At 74.1% G+C, this 20,909-nt stretch carries 15 protein-coding genes; 7 read left to right on the top strand and 8 right to left on the bottom strand.

The window, feature by feature from the left end; genetic code table 11:
• The first annotated feature begins 171 nt into the window (after positions 1 to 171).
• Complete coding sequence (locus BU204_RS21230) at positions 172 to 792, top strand: TetR/AcrR family transcriptional regulator (RefSeq protein WP_075127470.1); 621 nt, start codon at positions 172 to 174, stop codon at positions 790 to 792.
• 3 nt (positions 793 to 795) lie between these two features.
• Here the strand turns inward: BU204_RS21230 and BU204_RS21235 are convergent, their stop codons facing one another.
• The gene (locus tag BU204_RS21235) at positions 796 to 1,440 is read right to left on the bottom strand and encodes a VOC family protein (protein WP_158073486.1); all 645 of its coding nucleotides are present in this window, start codon (positions 1,438 to 1,440) and stop codon (positions 796 to 798) included.
• Positions 1,441 to 1,547: 107 nt separating this feature from the next.
• Here BU204_RS21235 and BU204_RS21240 point away from each other — a divergent pair, with 107 nt between their 5' ends.
• Positions 1,548 to 2,087 (top strand): hypothetical protein, encoded by a 540-nt coding sequence (locus BU204_RS21240; protein WP_075127471.1) that lies wholly within the window; start codon positions 1,548 to 1,550, stop codon positions 2,085 to 2,087.
• Between the two features lie 23 nt (positions 2,088 to 2,110).
• Here the strand turns inward: BU204_RS21240 and BU204_RS21245 are convergent, their stop codons facing one another.
• A complete protein-coding gene (locus BU204_RS21245) occupies positions 2,111 to 2,746 on the bottom strand; it encodes a class I SAM-dependent methyltransferase (protein ID WP_075127472.1) in 636 nt (211 codons plus the stop codon).
• Positions 2,747 to 2,929: 183 nt separating this feature from the next.
• On the opposite strand from BU204_RS21245, the gene BU204_RS21250 reads away from it, so the two are divergent.
• From BU204_RS21250 to BU204_RS21260, 3 genes are all read left to right on the top strand, one after another.
• Positions 2,930 to 3,742: a DUF6299 family protein gene (locus BU204_RS21250; protein ID WP_075127473.1), complete on the top strand. Its 813-nt coding sequence runs from the start codon at positions 2,930 to 2,932 to the stop codon at positions 3,740 to 3,742.
• Positions 3,743 to 3,857: 115 nt separating this feature from the next.
• Complete coding sequence (locus BU204_RS21255; RefSeq protein WP_075127474.1) at positions 3,858 to 5,006, top strand: glycosyltransferase; 1,149 nt, start codon at positions 3,858 to 3,860, stop codon at positions 5,004 to 5,006.
• A gap of 25 nt (positions 5,007 to 5,031) precedes the next feature.
• Positions 5,032 to 6,150 carry an NAD(P)/FAD-dependent oxidoreductase gene (locus BU204_RS21260; protein ID WP_075127475.1) on the top strand — a complete coding sequence of 373 codons (1,119 nt, stop codon included), beginning with the start codon at positions 5,032 to 5,034 and terminating at the stop codon, positions 6,148 to 6,150.
• Positions 6,151 to 6,158: 8 nt separating this feature from the next.
• Here the strand turns inward: BU204_RS21260 and BU204_RS21265 are convergent, their stop codons facing one another.
• From BU204_RS21265 to BU204_RS21280, 4 genes are all read right to left on the bottom strand, one after another.
• Complete coding sequence (locus tag BU204_RS21265; RefSeq protein ID WP_075127476.1) at positions 6,159 to 7,361, bottom strand: GAF domain-containing sensor histidine kinase; 1,203 nt, start codon at positions 7,359 to 7,361, stop codon at positions 6,159 to 6,161.
• 110 nt (positions 7,362 to 7,471) lie between these two features.
• Entirely contained in the window at positions 7,472 to 8,740 is a 1,269-nt protein-coding gene (locus BU204_RS21270) for a cation:proton antiporter domain-containing protein (RefSeq protein ID WP_075127477.1), read from the bottom strand.
• Between the two features lie 301 nt (positions 8,741 to 9,041).
• Positions 9,042 to 9,485: a hypothetical protein gene (locus tag BU204_RS21275; RefSeq protein WP_075127478.1), complete on the bottom strand. Its 444-nt coding sequence runs from the start codon at positions 9,483 to 9,485 to the stop codon at positions 9,042 to 9,044.
• Between the two features lie 83 nt (positions 9,486 to 9,568).
• Entirely contained in the window at positions 9,569 to 12,718 is a 3,150-nt protein-coding gene (locus BU204_RS21280) for an AfsR/SARP family transcriptional regulator (protein WP_075127479.1), read from the bottom strand.
• A 157-nt stretch (positions 12,719 to 12,875) separates the two neighbouring features.
• On the opposite strand from BU204_RS21280, the gene BU204_RS21285 reads away from it, so the two are divergent.
• Entirely contained in the window at positions 12,876 to 14,069 is a 1,194-nt protein-coding gene (locus BU204_RS21285) for a PucR family transcriptional regulator (RefSeq protein WP_075127480.1), read from the top strand.
• Here BU204_RS21285 and BU204_RS21290 read toward each other — a convergent pair.
• Complete coding sequence (locus tag BU204_RS21290; protein WP_075127481.1) at positions 14,055 to 14,453, bottom strand: VOC family protein; 399 nt, start codon at positions 14,451 to 14,453, stop codon at positions 14,055 to 14,057. The genes BU204_RS21285 and BU204_RS21290 overlap by 15 nt on opposite strands.
• 103 nt (positions 14,454 to 14,556) lie before the next feature.
• Between BU204_RS21290 and BU204_RS21295 the strand changes: the two genes are divergently transcribed.
• On the top strand, positions 14,557 to 14,889 hold the full coding sequence (locus BU204_RS21295) for a hypothetical protein (protein WP_075127570.1): 333 nt from the start codon (positions 14,557 to 14,559) through the stop codon (positions 14,887 to 14,889).
• Here BU204_RS21295 and BU204_RS21300 read toward each other — a convergent pair.
• A complete protein-coding gene (locus BU204_RS21300; protein WP_075127482.1) occupies positions 14,886 to 20,903 on the bottom strand; it encodes an Ig-like domain-containing protein in 6,018 nt (2,005 codons plus the stop codon). The two genes, BU204_RS21295 and BU204_RS21300, sit on opposite strands and share 4 nt — an antisense overlap.
• Positions 20,904 to 20,909 lie beyond the last annotated feature (6 nt).

Here is a 20,909-nt window from a genome sequence, read left to right on the forward strand (position 1 = left end):
GAGACCGCGGCGCGCGTCCTCATCGAACGCGATCAACTTGGCCATCTGGGGTTTGGTCCTCTCCCTGGTCGAGCACCTGCTGGCACTCTCCGATCACGAGTGCCAGCCACAGCGTACACAAACTTGCGTGTACGCAAAAATTCGCCCACGCACTTTTGCTACGCTGCACGCATGCCAGACGAGACCGGTGGGCTCCGGGAACGCAAGAAGCTCGCCACCCGAGAAGCCCTGAGCGCGGCCGCGCTGCGCCTCGCGCTCGAGCGCGGAGCGGAGAACGTGCGCGTCGACGACATCGCCGAGGCGGCGGGGGTGTCGCCCCGGACCTACAACAACTACTTCTCCAGCCGGGAGCAGGCGATCGTGGCCGCCGTGACCGCCGAGCGGGCCTCGCGGGTCGCGGCGGCGCTGCGTGCCCGGCCGCGCGAGGAACCGCTCGCCGAGGCGGTGACCGAGGCGGTGGTCGAGCAGTACACGAGCGAACCGGCCGGCGAGGCGCTCGCCTTGATCACCTCGTCGCCGCGGCTGCGCAAGGAGTACGTGGAGGCGGCGGTCGCGATGCGGCAGCCCCTGGAGTCGGCGATCGCGGAGCGGCTCGACGGGGCCGCCGCCCTGGCCCCGGCCGTGTTGGCCGCCGCGGTCTCGGCCGCGACGCGGGTCGCCCTGGCGCACTGGGTGCGCGCGAGCGACACCGGCGGCGGGTTCGTCGTGGTCAGGGTCGAGCGGTCGCTACCGGACCTGCTCCGCGAGGCGCTCGCTCAGGTGGCACCGGCCCTGCGGGCGGCGCAGGGCTGAGGTTCACCAGGCCGAGGTGGCCACGCATGCTTCGTTGCCCTCGACGTCGGCCAGCACCCACCAGGCCGGGGCGTGCTCGTCGGTGACCAGGCGCCCGCCGGCCGCGACCGCGGCCGCCACCCTGGCCTGGGCCTGGTCGTGCGGGACGAAGACGTCGACGTGGAGGCGGTTTCGTTGCGGCCGGGGGGCGTCGGCCTGGTTGAAGAAGAACACCGGAGCACGGAGGTGCGGATCGACCAGCTCGTCCTCGGGCGCGTCGGGGCGGGCCGGGTACCCGAGCACGGCCCGCCAGAACGGGAGAACCTCGCCGACCGCCAGCGCGTCCACGGTCACGACCAGGTTCTGCACCGCGGTCGGATCGGCCAGCGCGCCGTGCTCCCGCGCCACCGCCGAGACTTGCCGGGCCAGCTCGACCGACCGGGTGCCCAACCCGTGGCCGGTCGGGACCAGCCGCACCGTGACGCCGCCGGGCCGGAGGTCGATCGCCGGTACGTGGTCGTCCAGCGCCAGCTCCCCGAGCGCCGCCACGAGCCGCGCACCCGCCGCGAGCGACTCCGTCCGGAAGTGTGTGCAGACCAGCTGCCCGAGGACGCGCCAGTCCGCGACGGCCTCGTGGAACCGGCGCGGGGTGATCGCCTCGCCGCTCACGCGAGGAGCCGCGCGGCTTCGGTCCCGTCATTGATCACCACGTGATTGTGGCAGCCGCCCGCGCAGGCCCGGCCGGCACCTGAGCCGGCACCCCGGACGGTGCCGGCGTGCGCGAGACTGGCGACGTGCGCGAGTCCATCACGCGGGTCGTTCCGCGGGTTCTGCTCGGCGGGGTGCTGCTGCTCGGCTTCGCGTGCCTGGTCACGGGGATCGGCCAGCGGGGGGACGTGCGCAACGCCTACGAGGTCGGGTTCGGGCAGTCGGGGGACCGGTGCGAGGCGTCGGTCGACGTGCATCTGGACGTCGAGACGGGCGAGGCGATGAGCTGCACGAACCTGAACACCTCGTTCGGGGCGCCGTTCGCGTTCTCGGGGTTCACCGCCGGGCAGAACGAGGAGGTCGCCGCGTTGGTCGAACGGCTGGGCGACGGCGGCCTGAGCGAGGGCGAGCAGCGGCGCATCCAGGACCGGGTGGACGAGCTCGCGGCCACCGTCCCGGCGGAGAACCGGCCCTACCACTACTCGGGCCTGTGGGGCACCGGCCTCGCACTGCTCGGAGGTGGGATCATCGTCGCCGGGCTGGTGCTGTTCCTCCTGCTGCGGCGGCGGTTGGAGTCGCTGCTCGGCCGGCTGCCCTGGCCCAGGTGAAACGGCTCATGTGACACGTCAGCTCAGGAACCAGTCCGATCACGGTCGCCATTGTCCCGGCGAGCCACCAGCACCACGTCGTTGACGTGTCCGGAGCCGGGAGGAGCCGGACTCACCCGTTCCCGAACCTCGTTGGCCAGCACCGTCCACCCCGCGCCCAGCTGCGCGGCGATCTCGTCGCAGTCGTAGTACAGGCTGGGGTCGGCGGCGGGGTCCTCGGCGGGAACCGCGTGGTCGCGGACGTCGTGGTTGCCCACCAGCAGGGTCCCGCCGGGCGCCACGGCGGCCAGGATGCCGTGCAGGCCAGCATGGTTCGGCCGGCGCGGAATCGGGCAGTACATGGCCACGACGAGGTCGAAGGAAGCTGCCGGCGGCGCGGTGGCCGTCAGGTCGGCATGCGTCCAGCTGATCCGGTCCGCCCCCGGCCGGGACGCGGCCGCGGCGACCGCCCGCGCCAGGGCGACCCGGGAGATGTCGACAGCGGTCACGAACCAGCCGCGGCTCGCCAACCACAGCGCGTCCCCGCCCTCGCCGCAGCCGACGTCGAGTGCCTGCCCCGGCGGAAGGTCCGCCGCCTCGACGACGAGCACCCCGTTGGGCTCGCCGCTCCACAGCCGCGTCGCGCCGCCGTACCTGGCGTCCCAGTATCGCTCGTCCACTTCTCGCCCACCTCGCTCTCGCGACCACAGTGCACCCCGCCGCGCGGGATCGCCAACGAAGGTTGCCGGGACCGCAAACCGGGTCCGGTTGCTTGCAGAAGCAACGCACCGCGTCTCCGCGGCGTCCTACGGGGTGGCGTCGCGTGATCACCACGTGACACTGGGGAAAGGAGTTCCATGGGTATGAGGTCACTGGTCCGTACCGGCCAGGCGTTAGGCCTGGTCGCCGCGACCGCGTCCGTGATCGTCCTGGGGGCGTCGCCGGCCAGCGCGGAGCCGCCGACGAACGACACCATCGAGAACGCCGTCGAGATCACCGCCGTGCCGTTCACCGACACCGTGGACACGACCGAGGCGACCACCGACGCGGAGGACGCCGCCGTCAACGCCTCGTGTGGCGCACCGGTCACCAACGGCAGCGTCTGGTACCGCCTGGAGGCCACGGCCCCCGCCTATCTCGTCGACGTGTCGCAGTCCGACTTCGCCGCCGGCGTGATCGTGGCGACCGGGACGCCGGGCAACCTGTCCCTGGTCAGCTGCGGCCCGCAGTCGATCGGGTTCGAGGCTGTCGAGGGTGAGACCTACTACGTCATGGCGTTCAGCGACGACCCGGCGGTGGTCGGCGGACAGCTGGTCATCGAGGTGCGGGAGTCGGGTCCGGCCCCGAAGGTGTCGATGACCGTCGACGAGGTGGGTCGGGTGAACCGCGAGACCGGCGCGGCGACCATCTCCGGCACCTACACCTGCGTCGGCGAGGCCGACCTCACGCTGGTCCAGGGCCGGCTGTCGCAGGAACAGGAGCAGGGCAACGTGGTCGGTGACTTCGAGCAGCTCGAGCTGGGCTGCGACGGCGTCACGGAGTGGAGCGCCGAGATCGTCCCGGAGAGCGGCAGCTTCCAGCGGGGGTTGGCCGCGACGTACGCGCTCTCGGCCGGCTGCAACGCGATCGGCTGCAACACCTACGAGACGATCGAGGTCGTCCGCCTCCGCCGCTGACGCTGACGCTGGTAGAGAACACCGGGGCGGGACGGGTGCTCGATCCGTTCCGCCCCGGCACCTTGTCTACTTTGGACTAAGACGGGCAGGGCGGGCCGTGGAGTAGGTTCGGTGCGTGCGCCTGCTCTTCTCCGCCCGCCCCGCCCACGGCCACCTCCACCCGTTGCTGCCACTCGCCCTCGCGGCGCGCGCCGCCGGGCACGAGGTGACCTTCGCCACCGGCGCCGCGTTTCTGCCCCGGCTGCGTCAGGAGGGCTTCGAGGTCCACGAGGCCGGCATCGGGGTCGCCGAGGCGGAGGCCGAGGCCCGGCGCCGGTGTGGGGACGGCGCCGACCCCATCGAGCTCATCCTCACGATGTTCACCGACGTCCTCCCCCGTCGGACCTCCACCGATCTGGACCCCGTGCTGGCCGACCGGCGCCCCGATCTCGTCGTCTACGAGCAGAGCGACGTCGGCGCGGTCGCGGCCGCGCGCCGGGCGGGGGTGCCCGCCGTGTCCCACATCATCGGCCGGTCACTGCCGGACCCGGTCCGGGCGCGGGCCGCCGAGCGGCTGGCCTGGGTGTGGGAGGGCGAGACGCCGCACGACCCGCTGGCCGGCGACCGCTGCCTGGACATCTGGCCGCCGAGTCTGCGGGATCCGTCCACCCACGCCATCCCGACCAGGATCCCGGTCCGGCCGACGCCGTGGAGCGGAGCGGCTCCGCTGCCCGAGATCGCCACCGCGCCGCGCGAGCGGCCGCTGGTCTACCTCACGCTGGGCACGGTGGCGTTCGGCGCCGTGGAGACGCTGCGGACAGCGGTCGAGGGGTTGTCCCGGCTGCCGGTGGACGTCCTGGTCGCGACCGGCCCTGGCGACCCGGCGGCGCTGGGCGAGGTGCCCGCGTCGGTCCAGGTCGAGGGTTTCGTCGACCAGGCCCGCCTGCTGCCACACGTCGACCTGGTCGTACACCACGGCGGGACGGGGACGCTGCTGGGCGCGTTCGCCGCCGGCCTGCCCCAGCTCCTCCTCCCGCGGGGCGCCGACCAGTTCGTCAACGCCGAGGTGGTGGCGGAGCTCGGCGCCGGCCGCCGCCTGGTCGGTCCGGAGGTCACCGCCGAGGCGGTGACCGAGCAGGCACGCGCGCTCCTCGCCGACGCCACGGCGGCCGAGACCGCGACGCGCGTCGCCGCCGAGATCGCCGAGATGCCGGCGCCGGCGGACGTCGTACCCGCCCTGATCGAGCTCGCCGGCACCCGACCGGAACCCTCTAGTCCACTGTAGACAGTCGGGAGACGGGAGTGGCGCCATGGCCGAGCACGTCGTCGTCGTCGGGGCCGGGGTGTACGGGGCCGCGGTGGCCGCCGCGCTGAGCCGACGAGGTGCGCACGTCAGCGTCGTGGAGGCCGCCACGCCGGCAGGCGGGACCTCCGGAGCCACGTTCTCCTGGACCAACTCCTGCGGCAAGCAGCCACGGTCCTACCACGACCTCTCGGTCGCGGCGATGGCGGCACACCGGCGGCTCGCGGCCGAGGTAGCCGGCAGCGACTGGTACCACGGCGGCGGCAACCTGGAGTGGGCCGGCGACGACGCGGCGCTCGCCCGGCTGCGCGCGAAGGTGGCCGGGGTCCTCGACTACGGGTACCGGGCACGCTGGCTGGACCGGGAGGCGGTGCTGCGCCTCGAGCCCGACCTCGACCCGGCCGCCCTCCCGGCCGAGGAGATCGCCTACTTCCCCGACGAGGGCTGGGTGGACCCGGCTCGCCTGGTCGACCACCTCCTCTCGGTCGCCACGTCCCGGGGCGCCGAACTCGTCCGCGACGCCGTGACCGGGCTGGACGTGTCCGGCGAAGCCGTGCGTGCCGTGCGGCTCTCCTCGGGGGATCGGCTCGCGACCGACGCCATGGTGAACTGCGCCGGCCCGTGGGCGGCCGGGATCGCCGAGCTCGCCGGCCTGCCCCTGCCCATGCGCAACACCCGCGGGGTGCTCGTGCACACCTCGCCGGTCGCGGTCGGGATCTCCCGGGTGGTGCACGCCCCGGAGGTCCACCTGCGGCCCGACCGGGCCGACCGGGTGCTGCTGCACTCCGAGGAGATCGACGGCGCGGCCCGGGTGACCGAGAGCGGCGAGCCCGACGTGCCGCCGGCAGCCGTCGACCGGGTGCTCGCGGCCGGTGCCGCGCTCTACCGAGGGCTCAGCGCGGCGACCGTGGCGAGTGTGCGGGTCGGCGACCGGCCCATCCCCGGCGACGGGTTACCGGTACTGGGACGGGTGGCCCGGCTGCCCAACTTCCACTTCGCCGTCTCGCACAGCGGCGCGACGCTGTGCGTGCACGCGGGGGAGCTGGTGGCGGCCGAGGTCCTCGGCGAGGACGTCGGCGATGCGCTGGCCCCGTTCCGGGTCGAACGGCTGCTCCCGGCCGGGTGAGCGCCGGGTCACCACCAGGGGCGGTCCTCGTCCGGGCCGTGCACGGGCACCTCGACGCTGACCGTGGTGCCGCCCCGCCGCCGCGCGCGGGCGGTGACCGACCCGCAGTGCGCCTCGACGATTCCCTGGGTGATCGCCAGGCCCAGGCCCGCCCCGCCCGGCGCCGCCGTTCCCAGCTGCACGAAGGGCTCGAAGATCCGGTCCAGCTCGTGCTGGGGCACGCCGGGGCCGCGGTCGGAGACCTCGATCCGGACCATGTCGTCGACCAGCTCGCCGTCGACCACCACCGCGGCCCCGGGCGGTGACACCCGCACCGCGTTCGCCAGCAGGTTGGTCAGCACCTGGACCAGCCGGTCGTGGTCGCAGCGCAGCCAGATCCGGGGTGGCGCGGCGTGCAGCGTGATCTGGGCACAGCGGGCGACCTCGGCGACCGACTCGACCGCCGACCCGACGATCGCCGCCAGCTCGTACTGGTCCAGCCGCAGCCGCAGCGCCCCGTGCTGGAGGCGGGAGTACACCAGCACGTCGTCGGCCAGGCGGATGAGCCGCTTGGTGTTGTTGACCGCGACCCCGACCAGCTGGTCCACCTCCGGCGACAGCTCTCCCATCTGCCCGGAGGAGATCAGCTCGAGTGAGCCGCTAACCGAGGTGAGCGGGGTGCGCAGCTCGTGGCTCACCATCGAGACGAAGTCGGTGCGGGAGCGCTGGACCCGCTCGTTCTGGCGTTCGGTCTGCACGGCGACCAGCTCGAGCTCGGCCCACCGGGCCAGACCGGTGAGCCGTTCCCGGTCCCTGCGGTCGAACGTGCGCGGCTCGGTGTCGGCGGCGCAGAGCGTACCGAGCAGCTGGCCGGACGGGTCGCGCAGCGGCTGGCCGGCGTAGAACCGGATGTGCGGCGACTTGACCACCGTGGGGTGGTCGGAGAACCGAAGGTCGTTCACCGCGTCGTTGATCACGAGCAGGTCGCCGAGCTTGAGCGCGTAGGTGCACAGCGACTCGCTCCGCGGCGTCTGCTCGAACGGTACCCCCACGCGGGACTTGAGAAACTGCCGGTCCAGCGCCATCAACGACAGGAACGCCATCGGCACGCCGAGGATGTCGCGCACCAACCGGGTGATGCGGTCGAACCGCTCCTCCGGCTGGGTGTCCAGCAGCTCGAGCGCCCGTACCGCGCCGGCCCGAACCAGCTCGGCGTCCCACCGCACCGACACGCCGACACCTCCCGCCCTGGCACCGGTGCCATGCGACCACGCGACGGCCGCGGATGTCCACCTAGGACACACGATCGGGTGAGGGACGACCACCAGCTCGGCGGCGGTGGCTACCGTGACGGGTCGACCCGGTCGGCGGCAGGGGACAGCTCGCTCCTCCGCCGGGGACGAGCCGGCGGGCTTCGTCTGGGCCGGCCCGCCCCGAGCAGGTGCAGCAGCGGTCCGGTCATGGCCGTCGTCAGCACGGCCATGACGACCATCATCGAGTACAGCTCGGCGTCCAGGAGGCCGAGCTGGAGACCGATCGTGAGGATGATCAGCTCGGTGAGCCCGCGGGTGTTCATCAGCGCGGCCAGCACGGCGGACCCGTGCGGGTCGACACCGGTACACCGCGCCCCGAGGAACGCTCCGAGGCCCTTGCCCACGACCGCGACCACCACGATCAGCGCCAGCTCGCCGAGGCCGGGAACGCCGATCAGGGACAGGTCCACCTCGAGCCCCGCGACGACGAAGAACACGGGCAGCAGCAGGATCGTGTTCAGCTCGCCGACGCGGGCCAGGACCGCCTCCCCCGCCTTCCCGTCGCTGCCCCGCGGCACGAGCACCCCCAGCAGGAACGACCCGAAGATGAAGTGCAGCCCGAGCCACTCGGTCGCCGCACCCGAGAGCAGCTGCCCGGCCATCAGGGTGACCAGCAGCCCCAGCGTCACCTCGCGCCCGGAGACCAGCCGGCGCAGCAGCGGCCGGACCACGCCGAGCATCACGACCAGGTAGGGCACGGCGAGCAGCAGCAGCCACTGGTCCTCGCCGAGCCCCACAACCGCCACGACGCCGGCGAGCAGCGACCAGGCCAGCACGTCGCCGACCGCCGCGCTGCTCAGAGCCACCCCGCCGAGGAAGGTCCGGCCGAGGTTTCGGTCCTCGACGATGCGGGCCAGCACGGGCAGCGCTGTCACGGCCATCGCCACGCCCATGAACAGCACGAACCCGCCCAGGTGGGCGGTGGGCCGGCCGGCCGCCAGAACGAACGCCACGCCGGAGCCCAGCGCGAACGGCACCAGGAACGCGCCTCCCGCGACCCCCGCCGCGACCCGCCCCCGCCTGCGCAGCGCGCCGGCGTCGAGCTCGAGGCCGACCAGGAACATGAAGGTCGCAACGCCGACGTTGGCCAGGGCCGCCAGGAAGGGTCGGCTGTCCAGGGGGAACAGCCACTCGGACAGCGTCGCGCCGAGCACGCTCGGCCCGAGCAGGACCCCGGCCACGATCTCGCCGACCACCGGTGGCTGGCCGACCCTGCGCGCGAGCAGGCCGAACAGCCGAGCCAGCACGATGATCACGGCGAGGTCGAGGAGGAGGAAGGTGGCCTGGTGACTGTCCATGACAGTCCCATGTTGCGCGCGGTCGGGCGGGGGCTCATCTCCCCACGTGCTCATTGGACTCGACCGGGCGAACACGAGCGGGGTCCCGCCGAGCTGGCGGGTGGCCCGGACACGGCGAAGCCGGTCCCGTTCGAGGTGTCGGGGGCCCTGCGAACGGGACCGGCGGAGACGCCGTCGTCGGAACGAGGTGCGGCGGTGCTGTCCGCGGACTGCTGGGACCGCCGCCGTTCGGCTGGCGGCGCCGCTCGGTGGGCCGGCGCACGTGGCGCCGGCTCAGTGGGACGCGCTCAGTAGGACGGGCTCAGCGGGGCTGGATGCCCTTCTTCGCCTCGTGGTTCCCGTTCGCCGCCACATCGAGGATCACCCACGGGTTCACCTGGTAGGGCTCGGCGTCCGGTGGGTCGCAGGACACCAGGCCCATGGTGAACGTGTTGACCGTCTCCCCGCCGGGTTCCCCCTTGCTCCAGTCCTGGAGCCGGTTGTCGGAGCCGCAGCTCTCGTCGATGATCGTGACGTCGCCGGTCGGGTCGTCGACGTGGTAGATCTTCCCGCCCTCGACGCAGTACCGGACGGAGTGCGTGTAGGTCCACAGTGTCCGGCCGTCGGCGGTGCTCACCACCGTCTCGGTCGCCGTTCGGCTCGGGGTGTCGCAGGCCGGCTCCGGTGCCGACGGTGTCGCGGCGGCCCCCGGGGCGACACCCACGGTGAGCAGTGCCGTGGCGCAGGTCGTGATCAGAAGTCTCATGGTGTTTTCCCTCCCTCCGCACAGTGTTGGGTCCCGGCCACGGCCGCGTCTTCGTGACTTGTGTGCAAAGTTGGGCCGCCGGTTCACCGGTTTTCGTGACCGGTGAGCACGGCCGACACCTGCCGGCCCGCCACCCGGTGGTCGGTCCCGCGCAGGGCCTCGAGCGCCTTGCGCGCGTAGTCGGCGGCCTCCCGGCCGCGACCGGCCGCGGCGGACAGCTCGGCGATCGCGTTGAGCGCCAGGGCCTCCTGCACGCGGTAGCCCGCCCAGCGCGCCGTGGCCAGCGCCTCCCGGGCGTACTCGGGGTCACCGCAGGCGAGGGCGAGCGCGGTCAACGCCTCGCACTCCGGGTACCGGTCGCCGCTGCGGCGGGCCAGGTCCAGCGCCTCGCGGAGGTGGCGCACCGCGTCCGGGACGCTGCCGAGGCGGTGCTCCACCGTCCCAAGAGTGTGTAGTGCCTCGCTCTGGTTCCGCGGGTCGCCGATGTCGCTGGCCAGCGCGAGCGCCGAGCGGGCCTGGTCCAGCGCGGCCCCGAGGTCGCCTCGGTCGCGCAGCGTCCTTGCCCGCTGGGTGCGGGTCTCCGCCTCGCCGTAGCGGTCGCCGGCCTCGCGGTGCAGGGCCAGGGTCGTCTCGAGCAGCTCGGTGACGTCCTCGCCGAGCGCGTGCCGGATCCGCGCGAGGTTGCCGAGGTTGATCGCCTCCCCGTAGCGGGAACCGATCCGGCGGTAGAGCTCGAGCGCCTGCGCGCAGTGCAGGGCGGCGCGGCGCAGCTCACCCCGCTCCCAGTGCACCAGGCCCAGGTTGCCCAGGGTGACGGCCTCCCCGGCGGTATGGCCGGTGCGCCGGCTCAGCTCGAGCGCGCGGTCGAAGTGGCTGACCGCCGGTGTGAGCCGCCCGGCCTGCCAGTACACGCACCCCAGGTTGCCGAGGACGGCGGCGTGTCCCGCGGACCATTCCGCCCGCCGGGCGAGCACCAGGGCGTGGGCGTAGTGCTCGACCGCGGGGCGGTAGCGGCTCTGCCGCTGGTACAGGTCGGCGAGGCTGAGCCGGGCGGCCGCCCGGGCCCGCTCGTCTCCCCCCGTCGTCGCGGCCTCCAGGCCGGCCTCGGCGACCGCCTGCCAGTCCAGGAAGTACTGGCAGAGCCAGAAGTACCCGCGCAGCGAGTCGGCGAGCAGCCAGGCGGCCGGGGCCGGCGACGCGTGGCGGACGGTCGCGACGAGGTTTCCCCGCTCGGCGTCCAGCCAGTTCGAGGCGGCGGACCGGTCGGCGAACGGCGCCTCGACCGGGAGCCCTCGCGGTGCCGGGACCGGCAGCCGCAGCATGTGCGGGTAGAGCAGGCCCGCGGCCCGGTCCACCCCGTGCAGGTACCACTCGTGCAGGCGTTCGGTCGCCGCCTGCCGGACCGGCGGCGGGTCGTGCTCCTCGGTCTGCTCGACGGCGTAGCGGCGCAGCAGGTCGTGGAAGCGGAACCGGCCGGGGGTGTGCTGCTCGACGAGGTGGGCGTCGGCGAGCCGGTTCAGGTGTTGGGCGGCCTCGGCGACCGGCAGGTCGACCAGCGCCGCGGCCACCTCCTGGCCGAAGTCGGTCCCGGGCACCAGGCCGAGCAGCCGGAACAGCAGCCGCGTCCGGTCCGGTAGGGCCGCGTAGGACAGGTCGAAGGCCGTGCGCACGGCCGCCTGCTCGTCCCCGGGCACCTCGAGGGCGGCCAACGGGTTGCCCTCGCGGAGCTCCTGGACGTGGTCGGCGACGCCCCGGTAGGGCCGGTCGGCGAGGTTGGCGGCGGCGATCCGGAGCGCGAGCGGCAGGTACACGCACAGCTTCGCGAGCTCGCCGGCGGCCTCGGGCTCGGCCGCCACCCGCTGCTCGCCCAGGATCGTCGAGAGCAGCGCCGCCGCCTCCTCCGGGGTGAGCACGTCGAGGGAGAGCTGGCGTGCCCCGTCCATAGCCACGAGGCCGCCCATCCGGTCCCGTGCGGTGACCAGCACCAGGCAGCCGGGGCTGCCCGGCAGCAGCGGGCGGACCTGGTCGGGGCGGGCCACGTTGTCGAGCACCACCAGCACCCGCCGGTCGGCCAGCATGGTCCGGTAGAGCGCCGACGCGGCCTCGAGCTCGGTCGGGACCTGCTCTGCCGGGACACCCAGCGCCCGGAGGAACTGGGCCAGCACCTCGATCGGCCGCGCCGCCGGCATCGGCGCATGGCCGCGCAGGTTCGCGTAGAGCTGCCCGTCGGCGAACCGCCCCCGCACGCGGTGGGACCAGTGCACGGCGAGTGCGGTCTTGCCGACGCCACCGGCACCGCAGACCGCCGCGATCGGCACCGCGGGGCCGGTGCCGGAAACCATCTCGTCCAGGGCGGCCAGCGCCGCCGCCCGCCCGGTGAACCCCGACACGTCCGGGGGCAGCTGGGCGGGTGCCGGCGTGGCCGCGCCCCGCCCAGGCCCCGTCGTGCCGGCCCCGCTGTCGTTGCCGTCGTCGCTGTCGTCGCTGTCGTTGCGCAGCAGCGCGCCGTGGGCGGCCCGCAGCTCCGGGCCGGGGTCCACGCCGAGCTCCTCGGCCAGCCGGTGCCGCACCTGCTGGTAGGTCTGGAAGGCCTTCGCCCGTTCGCCGACGGCGTGGTAGGCGCGGATCAGCCTGGCCTGCGCCGGTTCGTCGAGCGGTTGCTCGACCGCGGCCTCGACCAGGGCGGGCAGCACCTCGGCGGCGGTCCCGAGCTCGATCATGGCGTCGCCGTAGCGGGCGAGCGCGACCCGGCGCTCGGCCAGCAGCGAGACCACCGTGGGGTGGTCGGCGAGGAGCGGCACGTCCACGAGGGGCGGTCCGTGCCACAGCTCGAGTGCCTCGCCGAGCAGGCGTGCCACCCGGCCGACGTCGCCGTCGCGATGGGCCGCGTTCGCCTGGGCGACCAGGCCGCGGAACCGCGGCAGGTCGGCGCGTGCCGGGTCGACCGGCAGGGCGTACCCGCCGCGGACGTGGGGCAGCAGGTCGCTGCGGGCCCGATTGGGGCGGTCCGGTTCGAGCAGCCGGCGCAGGTGCTTGACGTGGGTCTGGAGCACGTTGACCGCGCTCGGCGGTGGCCGCTCGCCCCACAGCAGGTCCACCAGCGCCGAGCGGGGCACCGGCTCGCCGCCCGCCAGGACGAGCAGGCCGAGCACCGCACGCCGCGCCGGCGGCCCGAGGTCGACCTCCTCGTCGCCGTGCCAGACCCGCAACGGCCCCAGCACCTGGATCCGCACCCCGGCCCCACCTCCGGCCGCTCCACATCGCCGTCGAGGCCCCCGCACCGTCGTCAGGTCCCGACGTAACCAGCAATCGGCGGGAGTCGCAAGGAATTCCCGTCCAGTCGTTGTCCAGTCGGACGGGGCACCCTACCCGCGCGAGGAGGTATGCGACGTGACTGGTCTGTTCACCGTGCTGCGCCAGCGGGTGGATCGCAACGCGAAGCGCGCGGTCGAGGTCTACACGAACGAGCTGGCCGACTTCCGGGCCGCGGCGGCCAAGCCGACCGTCCGGGCCGGAATGTTGGACTTCGCCGTGCTGCTGCGTCGGCGGGAGGCCGAGCTGGCCGCGGACGGGGCGCCCTTCGAGGCCACCGACCTGGCCTCGCTCACCGCGTTCGGCGCCGAACGCGGCGCGCAGGGGGTGTCCCTGGCCGACCAGCGGGGCGTGCTGCTGCTCCACTCGATGCTGACCCTGCGCGAGATCCAGGAGGTGGCCGCCCCCAACCAGCTCGACCACCTGATGGCCATGCTCGCCTGGCTGCCGACCAACGGCCTGGCCGCCCAGCAGGCCTACACCAGGGGGTACCTGGCCGGGCAGAAGAAGTGCCTGCCGGTGGTGAACAGGTTCGCCGAGCTCGCGAAGGCGTTGCTCGAGGACAGCGTGCTGGCCGCCGACCTGGCGGAGAGCCTCGAGCTGCGCCTGGCGCAACGCCACCTCGTCCTGGTGATGCGGGTGCTCGGCATGCCCTTCGCGGCGGGCGACGGGCGGCGTGACCAGGTGGTCGACCTGCTGCTGCGTCGCGAGCGGGTGCCGATGGCCTGGTACGAGCCGGACGAGCTGGTGGCCGTGCTTCCCGCCGACGATCCGAACGGCGGCACGAACGGCGGCACGAACGGCGGCGAGCAGCTCGAACACCGCGCGCTGACGCTGGCCCGCGAGTTCGCGGAGCTGGTCGACCGGCCCTGCTCGACCGGGGCGGCGCAGGGCCCGACCGGGGCTCTCGGGGAGACCCTGACACTCGCCAGGCGGGTCAACCGGGTGTCGCCGCCGGAGACGGTGCCCAGCCACATACCCACGCTGCGGGACGTGTTCGTGGAGCTGGGCGTGACCGAGCTCCCCCAGGTCGACGAGTGGCTGCGGGACCTGGCCCGCCGGCTCGCGGCCGGACCCGACCTGGTGCGCACCCTGGACGCGTTCTACCGGCACGACATGAACCGGCTCAACACGGCGGGCGAGTTACGGATCCACCCGAGGACGCTGGACTACCGCCTGCACCGGGTCCGCGAGCTGGTCGGCCTGGAACCGGCGTCGACACGGGGTGTCCGCACGCTCAGCGCCGCCGTGGCCCGCCTACGGGCGGGGTGACCCGAGGGCGCGCCGAGGTTCCGACCGCAGGACGCAGAACTCGTTGCCCTCCGGGTCGGCCAGGACGACGAAGCTCTCGGTGCCGGTCTGGCCGATGTCGACGTGGCGGGCGCCCAACGCGACCAGCCGCTCGACCTCGCGGTCCACGTCGCCGTCCACGGGGCGGAGGTCGAGGTGGTTGTGGTTCTTGCCGTGCTTGGGTTCGCCGGTCTTCTGCAGCCACAACGTGGGCACCTCGGGCGGGGCGTCGGAGGACGGGAGCAGCTTCGCCGAGCCGTCCTCGCCGCGGTCCACGTGGTGGTAGCCCAGGGCCTGGGACCAGAAGTCGACCATCCGGTCGGTGTCCCGCACGTCCACTGTCCACTGCGCGAATCGAACCGTCATCGTCCGGGCTTACCCCTCCCGCCCGGGCGGTAACTCGATACGGGGTCGCCCCCGTTTCGGGCCGCGGTGAACGGGTAGCCGCCGGACACGGGAGGGGATGGACATGGCACACGAAGAACTGCCGCTGGCCGACTACGACCAGCTCGCGATCGGGGACCTGCGCCACCGGATCCGGTCCCTGGACGAGGGACAGCTGCGCGCGGTCCTCGACCACGAACGCGCGCACGGCAACCGCGTCCCGGTGCTGGAGCTGCTCGACGCCCGGCTCGCGGACCTGACCGCCGGGGCCGAGCCGTCTCCGGGCGACCCGGCGCGCGCCCCCGAGGTGTCCGGCACATCGGGTGGCTCACCCGTGCAGCCCTCGACGGCGGCCGAGTCCAACACGCCGCTGCGCCACGGCGTCGCGGGGCAGACCCCCGCCCGCGGCCGACCCTAGGGCACGTCCCTGCCCCGTCGCCGGCGGGTGGTGGCGGTGACCAGCGCACCGCCGGCGAGCAGCAGGCCCGCGGCGAGACCGACGAGCCAGCCGGCCCGGGTGCCCGTGTAGGCGAGCTGCGTCCGGACGGTGTCGACCGTCGGCGGGAGCTGGGGAGCGGGCTTCTCGGGCGTGCCGATCGGGAGCTTGGCGTACACCGGCACGGCGGACATGACGCTGAGCTGGACCGGCGCGGAGACCGCGCCGGTGACCGGGTCGGTGCCGATGCAGGAGTACTGGCCGTAGGGCAGCCGGTTCAGGGTGAACCCGCCGTCCGCGCCGGCGGTGATGTCCATGCGGACGTCATCGTCGGTGTTCATGGTGTCGTCGAAGCCTGCCCAGAGGCAGGTGACCTCGGCGCTGGCGATGGGGGCGCCGGTGACACTGTCGACGATCGTGCCGCCCAGCGCGCCGCTGCCGACCCCCGCGAAGTCGGCCTCCGCGGCGGCGCCGGTCACCGACACCTCGACGGTCCAGTCGGCGCTGCCGTCGCTGTCTGAGGTGTAGGCGAAGCCGGCGGCCACGACCGAGGCCCTGACCGTGTAGTCGCCGGGCGGGACGTCGGTGAAGCGGTAGCTGCCGTCGGCGGCTGTCGTCGTGGCCAGCTCGGTGTCGGTCGCCGCGGCCCCGAACGCCGCCGGGCCGGCCGCGGCCGCGGGGCGCAGCGTCACGCTGACGCCCGGCAGGGGCCACTCGGTGGCCTCGCGCCGACCGTTGACGTTGCGGTCGAACCACACCACGCCGGTGACTGTCGCCACCGGGTCGACGGGCTCGGGTGGCTCGGTGGAGGACGGTGGCGAGGACGCGGACGTCTCCGTCGGGGACGACGTGCTCGACGGAGCGCTCGGGGACGTGCTCGACGGAGCGCTGGACGACGTGCTCGAGGAGGGCGCGCTGGACGACGAGGACGGCGTGCTGGACGAGGTGGTCTCGCTCGTGGAGGTCGTCTCCGTGGGCGAGGTGGTCTCCGTAGTGGACGTCGTCTCCGTGGTGGACGTCGTCTCCGTGGTCGACGTGGTCTCCGTGGTCGACGTGGTCTCCGTGGTCTCCGTGGTCGACGTGGTCTCCGTCGTCTCCGTCGAGGTCGTTCCGGTCGTCGAGGTCGTCTCGGTCGTGGAGGTCGTCTCCGTGGAGGTGGGCTCGGTGGTCGTGGTGGTGGTGGTGGTCGTCGTGCCGGGGGCGAGCGGGGTCGCCGTGCCGTCCTCCGCGGTCAGGGGGCCCGTCGCCCCCGGTGAGACCGCGGTGGCGGTTCCCCACGACGTCCACTCCCCCGCGGCCTCATCGGCCGGGGTCACCCGGTGCGTTCCCGTGCAGTCGGTGTGCTCGCCGGGCGCCAGCTGGGTTGCGGCGCAGGCCAGCTCCGTCCCGTCGGCGAGGGTCACGGCGACCTGGCGCAGCGTCGTGTTACCGGTGTTCGCCGGGGTGTAGGTCAGGGCGATCTCACCGGCCGCGAGCACCGCGGCGGCCTCGAGCGCCAGGCCGGGAACCCGGGCGAGCGCCACGTCGACCGACGCGGCGTCGTCGACCGGTCCGGCCACGCTGCTCGCGGTCACGGACACCGCGCGCCCGACCGTGCCGGCGTCGACCTCGGCCTGGGTGAGCGTGTGGTCGCTCGTGCAGTCGGTGCTCGCGCCGACGGCGAGCTCAGCCACCGGGCAGACGGTGCCGGCACCGGCGGTGAGCTCGTCCAACGCCACGTCGCCGGTGTTGGTCACCGTCCACGTCCACGTGATCGTCCGCCCCGCCCTCGGCACGGCGCCCGGGTCCGGCGCCGTCCCGCGCACGGACAGCTCCGGCCGCGGGTCGGGTGCCGCCACCGTGAGCTCCACAGTGGACTCGACCCAGCGGTGGGAGACCGGGTCGGTGACGCGGTAGGTGAACGTGTCCGTCCCGACGTAGTCCGGGGCCGGCGTGTAGCCGAGGTTCTCGTCCACGTCGCCGTGCTCGGCGGCGGTGCGCACGGTGACCACGCAGCCCGCGCAGGTCGGCGCGGACGGCGGGGTGACGGCCACCGGCTGGTTCACCGGGACGGTCAGCCGCAGCACGGGCGGCGTGACCAGGACGCGCACGGTCGAGGTCGCGGTCCGCTCGCCGTCGCCGGCGGTGTAGGTGAACGTGGCCAGCCCGGAGAACTCCGCCGGCGGCCGCCAGTCGACCCGGCCGTCGACGACCGACGCGGTCCCGTAGTCGGCGGCCCCCACCGACTGGAGCACACAGCCCTGGCACTCGTCGTTGGCGAGCACGTCCAGACCGCTGACCACGGCGCCGTAGGCGGCGGTCGTCGAGTCCGGTCGCGCGTCGTTGACCTCCACGGTCAGCATCGCGGCCGCCGAGTGGCCGGTGACGGGGTCGGTGACGGTGTAGGGGACGGTCACCGTGCCGCTCCACCCGGCCGCCGGAACCACCCGGATGCCACCCGGCACGACGTCGACGGTCGCGGACCCGGTCACGGCACCGGTGCTCGTCGTGCAGGACGTGCAGGAGTCGTTGGCCAGCACGTCGACCACGACGGGCGTGCCCACCGCGGTGAACGCGCTGTCGTCGGCCGCGACCGGGGTGACCGTGAGGTCGACCTCGGTGCTGGCGAACGCGCCGGTCACCGGGTCGGTCGCGGTGTAGCGGAGCGTGTCGGTACCGCTGAACCCGGGCGCCGCGCGGTAGACGAGCCGCGAGCGCACGTCGACCACGACCGCGCCGTGCGCGGGGTCGGTGGCCACCGAGACCGTGCAGCCGGCGCAGGAGTCGTTGGCCAGCACGGACACCGCGACCGGCGCGGGGCCGGCGGTGGTCGCCCGGTCCGCCGCGAGCAGTGGCGCCTGCGCCACGTCCACGGTCACGGTTCCGGTGAGGACATTGCCCGAGCCGTCCACGGCGCGGTAGGTGAACGTGGCCGTCCCGGCCCCGCCGGGGGTGAACGTGACCCGGTCACCGGTGATCGTCGCCGTGCCCGAGGTGGGGGTGCCGAGCCCGGTCAGCGCGCAGTTGGCGCAGAGGTCGTTGGCGAGCGGGAGCACGTCGACGGGCGTGCCGACGACCGTCGTGACCTGGTCGTCGACCGCGGTGGGGACGACGGTCACCACGACCTCGGCGCTGGTCGTGGCGCCGGCCTGGCCGAGGGTGTAGGAGAACCGGGCCTGGCCGGAGAAGCCGGGGGCCGGGGTGTACCGCACCGCGTTCCCACTGATCTCGGCCGTGCCGGAGGTGGGGGTCGTGACCGCGTCGAGGGTGCAGGCGGTGCAGGGGTCGTTGGCGCGCACGGCCACCACGACCGGCACGCCGGGTGCGGTGGACGCGGTGTCGTCGACGGCGCCGCGCACGCTCACCCGGACCGTCGCGTCGTCGGCGGCTGTTCCGGAGACGCTGCTGGTCACCCGGTAGGTGAACGGGAACGTGCCGATGGCGGTGCCCGGCGTGTAGGTGAACGCGCCGCTGCCGGCGAACGTGACCGACCCCGCGGCCGGGTCGGTGAGCTTCGTGCGGGTGCAGGTCGCCGGGCAGGAGTCGTTGGTCGACACGTCGCCGGAGACCGTGTCGCCGAGCAGGACCGACACCGCGTCGTCGACGGCGTCGGGGCCGACCGTGGTGGTGACCGCGCCGGTCACTCGCAGGCCGCTGACCGGGTCGGCCACCACGTAGGTGAACGAGTCCGGGCCGGCGTAGCCGGCGGCGGGGCTGTAGGTGGCCACCCCGGACGCGGGGTCGATCGAGACCGACCCGTGGGCGGGTGCGGTGCCCAACGAGTAGACGCAGCCGGCGCAGGAGCCACCGGTGGGCAGCGGCGCGGTGGCGCTGACCCCGTAGGTGGTGCGCAGGGTGCTCGCCGGCGGCGCGACCAGCACGGTGACGGGGGTGATGAGGCTGCCCGAGCTGCCGGTGATGCCGTAGGCGAAGCTGTCCAGGCCCCACAGGCCGGCGGTGGGCGTGTAGGTGACGGTGACCGTGCCACCGCTGGAGTAGGTGACCGTGCCCCGGCCCGCGGCCGTACCGGCCTGCGGCTTGCAGCCGCCCGTGCAGCCCGGGTCGTTGGCCTGCACGGGGACCACGACCGCGGTGCCGAACGGGGTGGTGATCCGGTCGGGGGCGAGGTCGGCGACGTCGATCCGGACCACGCCGTCGGTGCTGCGCCCGGCGGCGTCGGTGGCCCGGTAGGTGAAGGTGACGGCGCCGGTGGCGCCGGTGGCCGGCGTGTAGGTGAACGTCCCGTTCGCGGCCAGGGTGAGGGTGCCGCTGGGGGCCCCGTTCAGCAGCGGCCCGCTGACCGGGGTGGTGGCGACGGTGCAGCCCGTGCAGGCGTCGTTGGCGAGCACGGTCGCGGCCGACAGGGCGGTGCCGCGCCCGGTGCTGTAGCTGTCGCCGACGGCCTTGGGGAGCACGGCGACGGTCACGGTCGCGGTGGCGGAGGTGAACCCGTCGGTCGCGGTGTAGGTGAACGTCCCGTTGCCCGAGGTGCCCGTCGCCGGGGTGAAGGTGACCGTGCCGTCGGCGTTCAGGACGGCGGTACCGCCGCTCGTCGTGCCGACCCCGCTGACCCGCAGCGGCAGCCCGGCGGGGCTGGTGTCGTTGGCCAGGACGTCCACCCCGACGGGGGTGCCGGCGTCGGTGACGGCGGTGTCGTCGGTGACGCCGAGGGACGACGTGCCGAGCACGGTCACCGTGGCGCGCGCCGGTGCGGAGGTGGTGACGTCGGCCGTGCTGTCCAGGACCGACTGGCCGAAGTGGGCGACCGCGGAGTTCACCCGCTCGCCCGGCGTCGCGCCGAGCAGCAGGGAGTAGGTGAGCACCGAGGAGCCAGCCGCGGGAACGGTCAGCGGGCCGGGGACGACCAGGGTCTGCCCGGAGATCCGCGGCTCGGCGGTGGGTCGGCCGTCGAGCCGGATGCTGCCGGGCACGTAGCCGGCGTCGGTGGGGATCGTGTCGCTCACCCAGTCGACGGTTCCGGCCGTGGGGCCGCTGTTGACCAGGCGGAGCGCGTAGGAGGCGGTTCCGCCGCCGCCGGGCAGCACCCCGCCGGCCGGTGCGGTGAGCGCCTTGGTGAGGGTCACCGGCGCGACGGTGGACACGGTCGGCAGCGAGCCGACGGCGGCCGTGCCGGCGTCGGTGTGCTTCACCTGGGTTCCACTGGCGATGTACTGGATCGGCAGCACCCGGGCCGGGGTGCTCGTGGGGCCGACCGCGCGAAAGGTGTACCGCGCGGTGTAGGGGCGGTTCGGCCCGCTGGCGCCCGACAGGTAGAGCCCGTCGACGAACGTCCGGGATGCGGCGACCCCGTCCGGGGAGATCTGCAGCTCGGTGCGCTCCAGCTGCCAGGCGGAGGCCGGGAAGTCGCCGAGGGCGTTCGGGGTGTAGCCGAGCACGCCGGGGTCGTTGGCGGGGCCGGCGCCCAGGGTGCCGGTGTGGCCGGTCACGGTCACGGTGACGGTGTCGCCGAGGCGGGCGGCAGGGCTTGCGGTGGACGAGACGCCGTCGACCTTGTTGGCCAGCGCCTTGATCGTGTCCACGACGTCGGTGTAGGTGAACGTGCGGCTGCACAGGGCGCTGCCCGACCCGGGGGGCCCGTCGTACAGGGTGACCGTGTGGGACTGGGCGACGGTGGTCGGTCCGGTGGCGGTGAGCATCAGGTAGCGCACCGAGCTCGCCCCGGCCACGAGCTCGGGCAGCGGCACCGCGGGCGCCTGCCCGGAGGCGAGTCCGAGGACGCCGCCGGTGAACCCGCCCACCTCGAGCCAGAGGTTGTTCCTGGCCGAGCCGCCGGCGTTCACCCGGTAGCCGGCGTACCCCGACAGCAGCCGCGCAGTGCTGGCGGAGTCGATGTAGAAGTGGTTGTCCTGCAGCGCGAGGACCGAGGGGGTCCCCGCCTCACCGCAGCGGGTCGAGCCCGCCGCGCCGGCCGCCGGCGCGCTCACGACGATGTCGAGCAGCACCAGCAGTGAGACCAGCAGCGCGCCCACCACGCGCCGCACCACGCGAACCGTCATGCCCCG

It is taken from the genome of Actinophytocola xanthii (assembly GCF_001921205.1).
GTDB classification, from domain to species: Bacteria; Actinomycetota; Actinomycetes; order Mycobacteriales; family Pseudonocardiaceae; genus Actinophytocola; species Actinophytocola xanthii.

What these genes read in the sequence shown, in the direction of transcription:
- BU204_RS21230 (WP_075127470.1), top strand. Translation starts at nt 172, where the DNA reads ATGCCAGACGAGACCGGTGGGCTCCGGGAACGCAAGAAGCTCGCCACC.
- BU204_RS21250 (WP_075127473.1), top strand. Translation starts at nt 2,930, where the DNA reads ATGAGGTCACTGGTCCGTACCGGCCAGGCGTTAGGCCTGGTCGCCGCG.
- BU204_RS21260 (WP_075127475.1), top strand. Translation starts at nt 5,032, where the DNA reads ATGGCCGAGCACGTCGTCGTCGTCGGGGCCGGGGTGTACGGGGCCGCG.
- BU204_RS21270 (WP_075127477.1), bottom strand. Translation starts at nt 8,740, where the DNA reads ATGGACAGTCACCAGGCCACCTTCCTCCTCCTCGACCTCGCCGTGATC.
- BU204_RS21275 (WP_075127478.1), bottom strand. Translation starts at nt 9,485, where the DNA reads ATGAGACTTCTGATCACGACCTGCGCCACGGCACTGCTCACCGTGGGT.
- BU204_RS21290 (WP_075127481.1), bottom strand. Translation starts at nt 14,453, where the DNA reads ATGACGGTTCGATTCGCGCAGTGGACAGTGGACGTGCGGGACACCGAC.
- BU204_RS21295 (WP_075127570.1), top strand. Translation starts at nt 14,557, where the DNA reads ATGGCACACGAAGAACTGCCGCTGGCCGACTACGACCAGCTCGCGATC.
- BU204_RS21300 (WP_075127482.1), bottom strand. Translation starts at nt 20,903, where the DNA reads ATGACGGTTCGCGTGGTGCGGCGCGTGGTGGGCGCGCTGCTGGTCTCA.